Origin of the sequence: Pseudomonas delhiensis (assembly GCF_900187975.1) — a bacterium.
In the GTDB taxonomy this organism is placed as follows: domain Bacteria; phylum Pseudomonadota; class Gammaproteobacteria; order Pseudomonadales; family Pseudomonadaceae; genus Pseudomonas; species Pseudomonas delhiensis.
The window spans coordinates 56,794-69,983 of the sequence record NZ_FZPC01000006.1 but is presented as its reverse complement, the minus strand read 5'-3'; the positions used below and the strand labels follow the sequence as shown (position 1 = coordinate 69,983).

Below are 13,190 nucleotides of genomic sequence, written 5' to 3'. Positions count from 1 at the left end.
TCCTTGCGATCAGGGCGCGGCAGGTGGCGGGTTGCGCAGGCGTTCCTGCACGCGCTTGCGGATGGTGTCGCTGACCCGGTCGCTCAGCTGCAGGCTGGTCAGCAGGTCCGGGATGTTCTCCTCCAGGTTGACGTTGAGGTTCACCGGCCGCCCCTGCTCCAGCGCCGGGTTGCGGCCGCTGATGGCCAGGGCCAGGAGCAGGCGGCCGCCCTCAGCATAATCCACGCGGCTGGCCAGGCGCTCGTAGCGGAAGTCGTCGAGCATGGTCGCCACCAGTTGCATGGCCGGGTTGCTCTGGCCGAGGGCACGGATTTTCTCCGAGCGGAACTGCAGGGTGCCCGGCAGCCGCGCGGCGACCTGGCCGCCCTGGATGCGCAGCCCGCCCGGGCCGAGCAGCAGCGGCAGCTCGCCGTCGAGGATGCCGTTGCCGGCCAGGCCCTCGGCGGGGTAGGCCTTGAGGATTTCCTCCAGCAGCACGCCCTGCAGGTGCAGGCTCTGCGCCGGGTTGTCGCGGGCCAGCTGCAGCACGCCGGCGTCCAGCCAGGCGCGGCCGCCGAACAGCTTCAGCTCGGCCTGGCGCCAGTCCAGGCGGCCGGCCAGCGGCTGGTCCAGGCTGGCGCTGTAGCCGCCCTGGAACTGCAGGGGCCCGAGCAGCACGCCGGGGTTGAGCTGCGCCACGCGCAGGCCGGGCAACTGCAGCGTCAGCTGCGAGCCGCGCAGCTGCAGCTTCGCCTCGCCGTCCAGGCCGTGGATTTCGCTGCGGTCGTAGACACCTTCCAGGCCGCGGCCATTCAGCGTCAGGTCCAGTTGCTGGGCGCCCTGCCCCGGCGGCAGGCGCCACTGCGCGCGGGCCTGCAGGCGGCCATCGTTCAGGCTGAGCAGCGCCGGCCAGTCGGCCAGGCTGGCCGCCAGCGGGTTGCCGCTGCGCAGGAAGAATTCCGGCAGCTGCGCCGTCAGCTCCAGGGCGCCATCGGCCTGGTGCCGCAGCTCGACGTCGGCGGCCAGGCCACCGCTGTTCTGCAGCCGGCCCTTGAGCTGCTGCTGCGCCAGGCCGGCGCCGAGCTGCCCCTGGTAGCTCCAGGCGAGCGGCCTGAGGTGCGCCTGGCGCAGCTCGCCGACCGCCAGTTGCACGGCGCCGTCGAAGCCGAGGCTGAAAGGCTGGCCGGCGGCATACCCCAGGGCCAGCGTGGCCTTGTCCGCCGTCGCGCCGAGCTTGCTGGCCTTCAGTCCCTGGGGGCCGGCCAGGCTGCCCAGGCCCAGCTTGGCGCCCTTGCCCAGGCGCAGGCTGGCGGAGGCCTGGCCTATCTCGCCGTCCAGCGGCAGGTCCAGCGCCGCCTTGCCCAGGCGCAGGCCGGGCAGCTGCAGGTCCGGCACCTGGGCCTGCAGGCGTGCCTGGCTCAACGCCAGCGACAGGGGTTCGCCCTCGACCAGCGCCAGCACGCCCTGCAGGCGCAGCTCGCTGGCGCCCTTGCCGCGCAGGTCCAGGCGTACCGCGCCGGGGGCGCTGTCGTCGGGCTGCAGGCCCAGGCGCAGGCTGGCCGGGCGCAGGCCGACCGGCAGCGCCTGCAGCCAGTCGCCATAGAGATCGGCCAGGTAGAGGTCGCCGTCCAGCACCCGCGGCCGCCATTGCCCCGGCTGGGTCGCCGCCGCCTGCAGCAGCAGGTCGCCCTGCAAGGCGCCCAGGCCCGGCAGCGGCCAGGGCTGCGGCAGTTGCATGGCCAGCTCCAGCTCGCCCTGGCTGTCGCGCAGTGCGGGCCAGTCCGGCCAGGGGCCGTCGCCGCCCAGGGTGCTGTCCCAGCTCAGGCGCAGGCGCCCGGCCTCGGGCAGGGAAAGCGGCAGAGTCGGCGTCGGCAGCCAGGGCGCCAGCCAGGCGCGCACGGCATCCAGCGGCGGCACCCCGGGGCTGGCCAGGTTGCCCCGCCAGCGGCGCTCGGTCGGCGCCCAGCTGGCGTCGAGGTCGGCCAGGCGTTCGCCATCCAGATCGGCCTTCAGCGCCAGCCGCCAGGCGTCCTGTTCCGGGCGCAGGGTGCCGTCGAGGACCAGGCGCTGGCCGCCCTGCTGCAGTTCGGCGGCCAGGGACGCGGCATTGCCGGGCAGCTGCTGCCAGTGCAGGCTGCCGACCAGGGTGCAGCGCTGCTGCCCAGCGCAGGGCAGTTCGAACTCGGCGCGCTGCAGGACGGCCCGCTGCGGCAGCAGGCCGAGCCACAGGCCCACCTGGTCGGGCGTCGGCCATTCCCTCGGCGCTTCCGTCGCCGCGGCGGAGGGCCAGGACCCCACGTGCAGCCGCTGCAGCTCCAGGCCACCCAGGCGCCAGCGCCCGTCGATACGCCGCGGCCAGCCCAGGCGCAGCTGGTCGGCCTGGATATCCAGGCGCGAAGCGGATTTTTCCCGCGTCACGGCCAGCTGTTTCAGTGTCAGGCCGTCCAATGAAATCCCCGGCCCCTGCCAGTCCAGGCGGGTGATGCCCTGCTCCGCGAGCAGCCGCTGCCAGGCCTGCCCCGCCCAGACGACGAGCAGCACCACGAGCAGCGCCAGCAACAGCAGGATTCGGGTACGGGTCGAGCGCATGCCAGGCTCCAGCGGCGGAATGGAAGGCCCGCGCATCCGGCGCGGACCTGGGAACAGGCTGGCGGCGTGCCCGCAGAAGATCAAGGGGCAGTGATATCCACTGGCTTAACGTCTATATTTGGCGACAATCACCAACCATAAGCACCGCCCCGAGCAGCCTCCATGAGAACCCAGCACCAAAGCCGCCGCGAACTGGACAAGATCGACCGCAATATCCTGCGTATCCTCCAGGAAGAAGGGCGCATTTCCTTCACCGAGCTGGGCGAGCGCGTCGGCCTCTCCACCACCCCCTGCACCGAGCGCGTGCGGCGCCTGGAGCGCGAAGGGATCATCATGGGCTACAACGCCCGGCTGAACCCGCAGTACCTCAAGGCCAGCCTGCTGGTGTTCGTCGAGATCAGCCTGGACTACAAGTCCGGCGACACCTTCGAGGACTTCCGCCGCGCGGTGCTCAAGCTGCCCCACGTGCTGGAGTGCCACCTGGTGTCCGGCCACTTCGACTACCTGGTGAAGGCGCGCATCTCGGAGATGGCCTCCTACCGCAAGCTGCTCGGCGACATCCTGCTGAAGCTGCCCCACGTGCGCGAGTCGAAGAGCTACATCGTCATGGAAGAGGTCAAGGAAAGCCTGACCCTGCCGATTCCCGACTGATCGCAACAGCCTGTCGAACTTTTGCGGCTTCCCCCCTTGGCGTGGCGGGAAGCCGGCGTTTATCCTGCGTAAAATTTTAACAACACAATAATCAGGATATCGCACATGAACGCCCGCGTTCGCCTCCCGGTGCACACCGACCAGCACGCCCCTTCCTACTACGCCGCGACCGTCAACCGTCGCATCGAGTGCCCTCCCCTGGCCGGCGAGGAAAAGGCTGACGTGTGCATCATCGGCGGCGGCTTCTCCGGGCTGAACACCGCCATCGAGCTGGCCGAGCGCGGCTTCTCGGTGGTCCTGCTGGAGGCCCACAAGCTTGGCTGGGGCGCCAGCGGGCGCAACGGCGGGCAGCTGATCCGCGGCGTCGGCCACGGCGTCGAGCAGTTCGAGCCGGTGATCGGCAGGGACGGCGTGCGCCAGCTCAAGCTGATGGGCCTGGAGGCGGTGCAGATCGTGCGCCAGCGCGTGGAGAAGTACGGCATCGACTGCGACCTGACCTGGGGCTACTGCGACCTGGCCAACAAGGCCTCGGACGTCGAGGGCTTCCGCGAGGACTACGAGGAGCTCAAGGGCCTGGGCTACACCCATGAACTGCGCCTGGTCCCGCAGGAGGAGATGCGCAGCATCGTCGGCGCCGACTGCTACGTCGGCGGCATGGTCGACATGGGCTCGGGCCACCTGCACCCGCTCAACCTCGCCCTGGGCGAGGCGGCCGCCGCGCAGTCCCTGGGCGTGCGCCTGTTCGAGGACTCACAGGTCACCCACATCGACTACGGCGCCGAGGTGCGCGTGCGCACCGCCAAGGGCAGCGTGCGCGCCAAGACCCTGGTGATCGGCTGCAACGCCTACCAGAACGGCCTGAACAACTACCTCGACGGCAAGGTGCTGCCGGCCGGCAGCTACGTCATCGCCACCGAGCCGCTGCCCGCCGACCTGGCCCGCGAGCTGCTGCCGCAGAACATGGCGGTGTGCGACCAGCGCGTGGCCCTGGACTACTACCGCCTCTCGGCCGACAACCGCCTGCTGTTCGGCGGCGCCTGCCACTATTCCGGGCGCGACCCGGCGGACATCGCCGCCTACATGCAGCCGAAGATGCTCAAGGTGTTCCCGCACCTGGCCGGGGTGCGCATCGACTACCAGTGGGGCGGCATGATCGGCATCGGCGCCAACCGCCTGCCGCAGATCGGCCGCCTGCCCGACCAGCCCAACGTGTACTTCGCCCAGGCCTATTCCGGCCACGGGGTGAACGCCACCCACCTGGCCGGCAAGCTGCTCGCCGAGGCGATCGCCGGGCAGCAGGGCAGCGGCTTCGAGCTGTTCGCCAAGGTCCCGCACATCACCTTCCCCGGCGGCAGGCTGCTGCGTTCGCCGCTACTGGCGCTGGGCATGGCCTGGTATCGCTTCAAGGAGGCGCTGAGCGGCTAGAATCTCCGCAGTCCCGCCAACCGGGACGCCAGGAGACTCCCGCTTGCTACAACGCTTCCTGTTGCTGGCGCTGCTGTTGCTCGGCGGCTGCGCCAGCGTTCCCCTGCCCACGCCCTCCCACGCCCTGTCGCCGAGCGGCACGGCCCTCGGCGACGCCGTGCAGCGGCGCGCGGCGGCGCACCCCGGCGCCTCCGGCTTCCGCCTGCTGGCCTCCAGCAGCGACGCCTTCCTCGCCCGCGCCGAGCTGATCCGCGCCGCCCAGCGCAGCCTGGACATCCAGTACTACATCGTCCACGACGGCCTCACCACCCGCGCGCTCATCCACGAGCTGCTCAAGGCCGCCGACCGCGGCGTGCGCGTGCGCGTGCTGATCGACGACACCAGCAGCGACGGCTGGGACTACGAGATCGGCACCCTGGCCGCCCACCCGAACATCCAGGTGCGCCTGTTCAACCCGCTGCACCTGGGCCGCAGCACCGGCATCACGCGCAACCTCGGGCGCCTGTTCAACCTCGCCGAGCAGCACCGGCGCATGCACAACAAGCTGTGGCTGGCCGACAACAGCGTGGCCATCGTCGGCGGGCGCAACCTGGGCGACGAGTACTTCGGCGCCAAGGCGGAAATGAACTTCAGCGACCTCGACCTGCTCGGCGTCGGCCCGGTGGCCGCGGAGCTGGGGCAGAGCTTCGACCAGTACTGGAACAGCGCCATCAGCCGGCCCATCGAGGACTACCTGTGGGGCAAGCCCGAGCGCGCCGACCTCGAACGCGCCCGGCGGCACCTGGACAGCTACCTGGAGAAGAGCCGGGTGCGCCACTCGGCCTACCTGCAGCGCCTGCACCTGCGCGGCGCCTCGACCAACCTCGACAGCTGGCTCGACGATCTGGTCTGGGCCCCCGGCCGGGCCATCTGGGACGACCCGCTGAAGGTCCTGGACCGCGGCCAGAGCCGCCCGCAGCAACAACTGAGCACCCAGCTCGAACCGCTGTTCCGCCAGGTGTCGAAGGAGCTGATCCTGGTCTCGGCCTACTTCGTGCCCACCGACAGCGGCGTCACCTACCTCACCGGCCGCGCCGACCGGGGCGTCAGCGTGCGCCTGCTGACCAACTCCCTGGAGGCCACCGACGTGCCGGCCGTGCACGCCGGCTACGCGCCCTACCGCATGGCCCTGCTGGAGCACGGGGTGAAGCTCCACGAGCTGCGCGCCCAGCCGGACCAGCGCCTGGCCGGCGCGCCCTGGACGGTGCGCGGCTCCAGCAGCGCCAGCCTGCACAGCAAGGCGATCGTCTTCGACCGGCGCCAGGTGTTCATCGGCTCCTTCAACTTCGACCCGCGCTCGATCATCTGGAACACCGAGGTCGGCGTCATCGTCGACAGCCCGGCACTGGCGGAGCAGACGCGCAAGCTGGCGCTGGCCGGGATGTCGCCCAGCGTCAGCTACCAGGTGCGCATCGACCGCAGCGGCAGCCGCCCGCGGCTGACCTGGGTCGACGAGATCGACGGCCACCCACGGGTGCTGCACCACGAGCCGGGCAGCCTGTGGCGCCGCTTCAACGCCTGGATCGCCGGGGCCATCGGGCTGGAGAGGATGCTGTAGGAGCGAGCTTGCTCGCGAACCTTGGTCCTGTGCTCCGACCTCCACTCCGTCATTTCCGCGAACGCGGAAACCCAAGGATGTCGGGCTTGAGTGTAACGCGCCGCTCCGAGTGCGTTGATGTTTCTTGTTTCGCCCCCTCGGGCGAGTCCCTTTTGTCAAACGCCACAAAAGGAACCAAAAAGGCTTGCCCCGACATACGGGCCCGATGAAGCCGGGCTACCCTCGCGAATTCCCCCGCCACGGAGGCCCGCCCCGAGGGTACGTCCCTGTAGCCCGCGCGGGGCTCTCGCGACATCCATGTCGCATGACCTCCTGAGCGCCGGTTTCGCTCGGCCTTCTGAAGGGGCGTTCCGGTGCGCTCGGTTGTTTCTCTGGAAGTCCAAAAGCAAGAGCGGCACGGCTCTTCGTAGGAGCGAGCTTGCTCGCGAACCGCCGTTATTGGACTCCCGCGTTCGCGGAAATGACGGGGGGTGGTTAGGCGTTTCAGGATGACTCAGGATTCTCCCTTCGCTCAGGACAGCCCCCTCTCCCTTCAGGGAGAGGGTTGGGGAGAGGGCGCTCTTGAACCCAGCACCGCAGCCACCGGCAAACGCTGTTCACGAGCAAGTACCAAGCGCCCCTCAAATGAGCTCTGGCCTCAGCGCCCACTCACCTCGGGCAGCTCATCGCCCTGCAGCTCCACCGGCGGCAGGCCCTTGCGCCACACCAGCACGACGAAGCCGAAGGCGCCCAGGGCCATCATCAGCGGCAGCGCATGGCCGCTCACCCACTGGCTGACCGCGCCGGTGGTCAGCGGCCCGATCAGGCAGCCGATGCCCCACAGCTGGGCGATGTGCGCGTTGGCGCGGACCAACGCGTCATCGCGGTAGCGCTCGCCGATGAGGATCAGCGACAGGGTGAACAGCCCGCCGGCGCTCGCGCCGAACAGCACCAGCACCGGCCAGATCGCCGGCCCGTGCAGCAGCAGCGGGATGCCCAGGCTGCTCAGCAGCAGGACGATGCCGCAGCCCTTGAACAGCGCCTGGCGCGACACGCGGTCGGCCAGCCAGCCGATGGGCAGCTGCAGCAGCGCATCGCCGACCACCACCACCGTGACCATGGTCAGCGCCACCGCCTGGGTGAAGCCCTGGCGCACGCCGTAGACCGGCAGCAGGGTGAGGATCATCGCCTCGAAGCCGGCGAACAGCACCACCGCCCAGGCGACGGCCGGCAGCTTGGCGCAGAAGGCGAACAGCCCGCGCCCCGAGGCGCTGTGCGGATCGACCCGGGGCGCGCCGCTGCGGCCTATCAACAGCGACGAGCCGAACACCAGCAGGCCGACGCCGAGCCAGAAGCCACGGTCGTCGGCGGTGCCGATGAAGGTCAGCAGCACCGGCCCGGACAGCTGGCTCAGCGCATAGCCGGTGCCGTACAGGGCCACCAGGCGGCCGCGCCACTTCTCCACGGCCAACTGGTTGATCCAGCTTTCGCCGAGGATGAACACCACGGTCAGTTGCACGCCGATCAGCAGGCGCAACAGCAGCCACACCGGGTAGCTCTGCAGCAGCGCCAGCAGGCCGACGGAAAAGGCCCCGCTGAGCAGGCACCAGCGCATCAGCCGCGGCGTGCCCAGGCGCGCGGCCAGGCGCCCGGAGATCAGCGCGCCGAGCAGCACGCCGGCGGCCGGTGTGGCGGCCATCACGCCGATGGCGAAACTGCCGTAGCCCCAGCCCTCCAGGCGCAGGGACACCAGCGGCATGGTCAGGCCCAGGGCCAGGCCGATGCTGATGACCGACAGGCAGACAGCGGAATAGGCACCCCAACGCATTGTCGTTCTCCCGTTCCATCCGGAGCGCACTCCGGGCCAGATGCCGAGCCCGGTGCGCAATGCAAAGCGGCCGGGCTCCCCATGGGGAAACCCGGCCGCGGGTATGGCTCTTTGTCAGAGCCGGCCCCGGCGAACGCACGGGGCCGACCTGCTTTCAGGCCAGGATCGTCTTACAGTTTGATCCAGGTGGCCTTCAGCTCGGTGTACTTGTCGAAGGCGTGCAGCGACTTGTCACGGCCGTTGCCCGACTGCTTGAAGCCGCCGAAGGGCGCGGTCATGTCGCCGCCGTCGTACTGGTTGATCCACACGCTGCCGGCGCGCAGGGCCTTGCCGATCAGGTGGGCCTTGGACAGGTTGCCGGTCCACACCGCGGCGGCCAGGCCGTACGGGGTGTCGTTGGCGATGCGCACGGCTTCCTCGGCGTCCTCGAACTCGATCACCGACAGCACCGGGCCGAAGATTTCCTCGCGGGCGATGCGCATGGCGTTGGTCACGCCGTCGAAGATGGTCGGCTCGACGTAGGTGCCGCCGGTCTCTTCCAGGGTGCGCTTGCCGCCGGCCACCAGCTTGGCGCCGTCGTCGTGGCCGGCCTGGATGTAGCTCAGCACGTTGTTCATCTGGGTGGTGTCGACCAGCGCGCCGACGTTGGTTTCCGGGTCCAGCGGGTTGCCCGGCTTCCAGGCCTTCAGCGCCTCGACCACCAGCGGCAGGAACTCGGCCTTGATGGATTTCTCCACCAGCAGGCGGGAACCGGCGGTGCAGACTTCGCCCTGGTTGAAGGCAATGGCGCTGGCGGCGGATTCGGCGGCGGCCGCAAGGTCGGGCGCGTCGGCGAAGACGATGTTCGGGCTCTTGCCGCCGGCTTCCAGCCACACGCGCTTCATGTTGGACTCGCCGGCATAGACCATCAGCTGCTTGGCGATCTTGGTCGAACCGGTGAACACCAGGGTGTCGACGTCCATGTGCAGGGCCAGGGCCTTGCCCACGGTGTGGCCGAAGCCCGGCAGGATGTTCAGCACGCCTTTCGGGATGCCGGCCTCGATGGCCAGCTGGGCGACGCGGATGGCGGTCAGCGGCGACTTCTCGGACGGCTTGAGGATCACCGAGTTGCCGGTGGCCAGGGCCGGGCCGAGCTTCCAGCAGGACATCAGCAGGGGGAAGTTCCACGGCACGATGGCGGCGACCACGCCCACGGCTTCGCGGGTGACCAGGCCCAGCTGGTCGTGCGGGGTGGAGGCGACTTCGTCGTAGACCTTGTCGATGGCCTCGGCGTTCCAGCGGATGCTGTTGGCGGCGCTGGCGACGTCGATGTTCAGCGCGTCGCTGATCGGCTTGCCCATGTCCAGGGTTTCCAGCAGGGCCAGCTCCTCGGCGTGCTGCATCATCAGCTCGGCGAAGCGGATCATGACCTTCTTGCGCTTGGCCGGGGCCTGGCGCGACCACACGCCGGACTCGAAGGCGGCACGGGCAACCTGCACGGCGCGCTCGGCGTCGGCGGCGTCGCAGCTGGCGACCTTGGCCAGGAAGCGGCCATCCACCGGGCTGATGCAATCGAAGGTGGCGCCATCGACGGCGTCGACGTACTGGCCATCGACGAAGGCGCGGCCTTCGATCTTCAGGTTCTGGGCGCGAGCTTCCCAGTCGGCGCGAGTGAGGGTACTCATGACAACTTGTCCTCTTATTGAATTACTTATGAAGTCCCGGCGCCCGGGGGAAGGGCGCGCTGTCAGAAATTCTGCAAGGCGGCGCGAGGGCCACGCTGTCCGCCACCCTAAACCGGGATGGGCGAATTTTCAATATTTTTGACATTTTAGGGCCAAAACGCCTTGTCACGTTCGTTTTATTAAACATAGACTCGGTCGATTCCGCCTCCGTCCGGGCCCACCCGCAGGGGCGAAGCACTCGCACAACCCACAATAAAACGAGAGTCAGCATGAACATCGAGCAGATCGTCGACTTCGCCCAGGCCGGCACCGCCGCCGAGCACTACCGCCCGGCGCCGGAGAAGGTCCTCAAGGGCGATCCCGAGCAAAGCGTGCGCAACCACTACGGCAGCCCCTGCGGCCAGTTCAACGTCGGCATCTGGGAAGGCGCGGTCGGCCACTGGACCGTCAGCTACACCGAGCACGAGTACTGCGAGATCCTCCAGGGCGTGTCGGTGATCCGCGACGCCGACGGCGGCGCCAAGACCGTGCGCACCGGCGACCGCTTCGTCATCCCGGCCGGCTTCAAGGGCACCTGGGAGGTGCTGGAGCCCTGCCGCAAGGTCTATGTGATCTTCGAACAGAAGGCCTGATAGCCGTTCGACGAAAAACGCCGCTTTCTCTAAAGCGGCGTTTTTGTTTTTGCCGGGGGCGTATGTATTGGGGGGAAGAGCACCCTCTCCCCAACCCTCGGCTATGCGCCCCGACCCGAAGGAAGAGGGGACTGTCCTGAGTGGTTTGTCGGTGCGCGCGGATATTTCATCGTAGGGCGCATAACGCCTATGGCGTTATCCGCCGAATCGCGGACAGAGTCCGCTCCTACGGTTACAGGGAAGCACAGGCGTAGGAGCGCGATTGGATTCACCGGCCGCGCCGGACACCCCGGTGGCACGAACGACCCCAACGCGCAGGCATGAAAAAACCCGCCAGGTGGCGGGTTTCTTCGCAAGGGCCGGATCAATTACTTGATCTTGGCTTCCTTGTAGATCACGTGCTTGCGAACGACCGGATCGAACTTCTTGATCTCGATCTTCTCAGGCTTGGTGCGCTTGTTCTTGTCGGTGGTGTAGAAGTGGCCGGTACCGGCGCTGGACACCAGACGGATCAGTTCACGCATGATTGCAGCTCCTTAGAATTTTTCGCCGCGGGCGCGCAGGTCGTTCAGGACGGCCTCGATGCCACGCTTGTCGATGATGCGCATGCCCTTGGCGGAAACGCGCAGGCGTACGAAGCGCTTCTCGGACTCGACCCAGAAACGGTGGTGCTGCAGGTTCGGCAGGAAACGGCGGCGGGTTTTGTTGTGTGCGTGGGAAATGTTGTTCCCGGTAACCGGACCCTTACCGGTCACTTGGCAAACTCTCGACATGGCTCAGCCCTCTGTAAACCACATGCCAAACCCGGCATGGGTTGGCTGCTTGAACTCGTTGATACTCGGTTTTCCACCCGGGTCTTACCTGGCCGTCCGCCGCTCGATTCCGAGTCGACGGGGCAGGGCCCCAGAAAAGAGCGCAGCTTTATATCAGAAAGGCACTTAGAGCCGCAAGGGTGCAGGCAGCTTGTCCACATGCCGGCGCCGCGCGGCCGCGGCCCGCCGCCGTTGCCGTTCGTCGCCTTTCACCGTTGTCGGCCGCCGCGGCTTGGTCTAGGGTAGCCGGTTCAAGGCCGACAACGGCCTTGCATGACTGCGCCCAGCCCACGGGACGGGCATTTTCCCACCATCTCCGGAGTCCGTCATGCGTCTGTTTCCCCTCGCCCTGCTGCTCGCCCCCGCCCTGGCCGGCGCCAGCACCCTCAGCGTCTGCACCGAGGCCAGCCCCGATGGTTTCGACGTCGTGCAGTTCAACGCCCTGACCACCACCAACGCCTCGGCCGACGTGCTGATGAACCGCCTGGTGGAGTTCGACGCGGCGCAGGGCAAGGTGGTGCCGAGCCTGGCCGAGAGCTGGACGGTCTCCGCCGACGGCCTGACCTACGACTTCAGGCTGCGCGCCGGGGTGAAGTTCCACCACACCGACTACTTCAGCCCCGGCCGCGAACTGGGCGCCGACGACGTGCTGTTCAGCTTCCAGCGCATGCTCGACCCCGCCAACCCCTGGCACAAGGTGGCGCAGAGCGGCTTCCCCCACGCCCAGTCGCTGCAGCTGCCGGCCCTGATAAAAGGCCTGGAGAAGGTCGACGAACACCAGGTGCGCTTCACCCTCAGCCACCCCGACGCCACCTTCCTGCCCATGCTCAGCATGGGCTTCGCCTCCATCTATTCCGCCGAGTACGCCGACCAGCTGATGAAGGCCGGCACCCCGGAGAAGCTCAACGCCCAGCCCATCGGCAGCGGCCCCTTCGTGTTCAAGCGCTTCCAGAAGGACGCGCAGATCCGCTACACCGCCAACCCGGACTACTTCGCCGGCAAGCCGGCGGTGGACAACCTGCTGTTCGCCATCACCCCCGACGCCAACGTGCGCCTGCAGCGCCTGAAGCGCGGCGAATGCCAGATCGCCCTGTCGCCCAAGCCGCTGGACGTCGAGGCCGCGGCCAAGGACCCGGCCCTGCGCGTCGAGCAGACGCCGGCGTTCATGACCGCCTTCGTCGCCCTGAACAGCCAGCACCCGCCGCTGGACAAGCCCGAGGTGCGCCAGGCGATCAACCTCGCCTTCGACCGCCAGACCTACCTGAAGTCGGTGTTCGAGGGCAGCGCCAGCGCCGCCGAGGGCGTCTACCCGCCGAACACCTGGAGCTACGCCAAGGACATCCCCGGCTACCCCTACGACCCGGCCCGGGCCCGGGCGCTGCTGGAGAAGGCCGGGCTCAAGGACGGCTTCAAGACCACCCTCTGGACGCGCCCCAGCGGCAGCCTGCTCAACCCCAACCCGAGCCTGGGCGCACAGCTGCTGCAGGCCGACCTGGCGAAGATCGGCGTCAAGGCCGAGGTGCGGGTGATCGAATGGGGCGAGCTGATCCGCCGCGCCAAGGCCGGCGAGCACGACCTGCTGTTCATGGGCTGGGCCGGCGACAACGGCGACCCGGACAACTTCCTCACCCCGCAATTCTCCTGCGCCAGCGTGAAGTCCGGGCTGAACTTCGCGCGCTTCTGCGACCCGAAGCTGGACAGCCTGATCAGCCAGGGCAAGGCGCTCAGCGAGCAGGACAAGCGCAGCGCGCTCTACCACGACGCCCAGCGGCTGATCCACGACCAGGCCCTGTGGCTGCCGCTGGCGCACCCCACGGCCTCGGTGCTGCTGCGCAAGGAGGTCAAGGGCTACGCCGTGAACCCCTTCGGCCGCCAGGACTTCTCCCGCGTGAGCCTCTAGAGGCTGCGCCCATTTCCGGCAGAGCCATTTTTACGCGGGGCAAGGCGCGAGGAGAGCGGTTTGGTCATTGCAAATGAACGACGAGTCACGCGGCAACGCACAAAAAAGGCCCGCCCCTTCGGGGTGCGCGGCAA

10 protein-coding genes are annotated in these 13,190 nt (G+C 68.6%); 5 read left to right on the top strand and 5 right to left on the bottom strand.

The genetic code is table 11. The annotated features are described in order from the left end of the window. Nucleotides 1-9 precede the first annotated feature (9 nt). On the bottom strand, nucleotides 10-2,568 hold the full coding sequence (locus CHC02_RS06960; RefSeq protein WP_089390760.1) for an intermembrane phospholipid transport YdbH family protein: 2,559 nt from the start codon (nucleotides 2,566-2,568) through the stop codon (nucleotides 10-12). A 162-nt stretch (nucleotides 2,569-2,730) separates the two neighbouring features. Between CHC02_RS06960 and dadR the strand changes: the two genes are divergently transcribed. The 3 genes from dadR (at nucleotide 2,731) to CHC02_RS06945 (ending at nucleotide 6,241) form a co-directional block, all read left to right on the top strand. Beyond that, nucleotides 2,731-3,219, top strand: a complete 489-nt coding sequence (gene dadR / locus CHC02_RS06955) for a transcriptional regulator DadR (protein WP_009614106.1) — start codon at nucleotides 2,731-2,733, stop codon at nucleotides 3,217-3,219. A 105-nt stretch (nucleotides 3,220-3,324) separates the two neighbouring features. Continuing rightward, a complete protein-coding gene (locus CHC02_RS06950; protein ID WP_089390759.1) occupies nucleotides 3,325-4,644 on the top strand; it encodes an NAD(P)/FAD-dependent oxidoreductase in 1,320 nt (439 codons plus the stop codon). A gap of 43 nt (nucleotides 4,645-4,687) precedes the next feature. Further along, the gene (locus tag CHC02_RS06945) at nucleotides 4,688-6,241 is read left to right on the top strand and encodes a phospholipase D family protein (RefSeq protein WP_089390758.1); all 1,554 of its coding nucleotides are present in this window, start codon (nucleotides 4,688-4,690) and stop codon (nucleotides 6,239-6,241) included. A gap of 637 nt (nucleotides 6,242-6,878) precedes the next feature. Here the strand turns inward: CHC02_RS06945 and CHC02_RS06940 are convergent. Beyond that, nucleotides 6,879-8,048 (bottom strand): MFS transporter, encoded by a 1,170-nt coding sequence (locus CHC02_RS06940; protein ID WP_089390757.1) that lies wholly within the window; start codon nucleotides 8,046-8,048, stop codon nucleotides 6,879-6,881. Nucleotides 8,049-8,218: 170 nt separating this feature from the next. Beyond that, nucleotides 8,219-9,712 (bottom strand): aldehyde dehydrogenase, encoded by a 1,494-nt coding sequence (locus CHC02_RS06935; protein WP_089390756.1) that lies wholly within the window; start codon nucleotides 9,710-9,712, stop codon nucleotides 8,219-8,221. Nucleotides 9,713-9,981: 269 nt separating this feature from the next. On the opposite strand from CHC02_RS06935, the gene CHC02_RS06930 reads away from it, so the two are divergent. Then, nucleotides 9,982-10,344 carry a cupin domain-containing protein gene (locus CHC02_RS06930; RefSeq protein ID WP_089390755.1) on the top strand — a complete coding sequence of 121 codons (363 nt, stop codon included), beginning with the start codon at nucleotides 9,982-9,984 and terminating at the stop codon, nucleotides 10,342-10,344. Between the two features lie 368 nt (nucleotides 10,345-10,712). Here the strand turns inward: CHC02_RS06930 and rpmG are convergent, their stop codons facing one another. Next, entirely contained in the window at nucleotides 10,713-10,868 is a 156-nt protein-coding gene (rpmG, locus tag CHC02_RS06925; RefSeq protein ID WP_009614117.1) for a 50S ribosomal protein L33, read from the bottom strand. Between the two features lie 12 nt (nucleotides 10,869-10,880). Next, on the bottom strand, nucleotides 10,881-11,117 hold the full coding sequence (rpmB, locus tag CHC02_RS06920) for a 50S ribosomal protein L28 (protein WP_009614118.1): 237 nt from the start codon (nucleotides 11,115-11,117) through the stop codon (nucleotides 10,881-10,883). A 367-nt stretch (nucleotides 11,118-11,484) separates the two neighbouring features. Here rpmB and CHC02_RS06915 point away from each other — a divergent pair, with 367 nt between their 5' ends. Next, entirely contained in the window at nucleotides 11,485-13,056 is a 1,572-nt protein-coding gene (locus CHC02_RS06915) for an ABC transporter substrate-binding protein (protein WP_089390754.1), read from the top strand. Nucleotides 13,057-13,190: the final 134 nt, after the last annotated feature.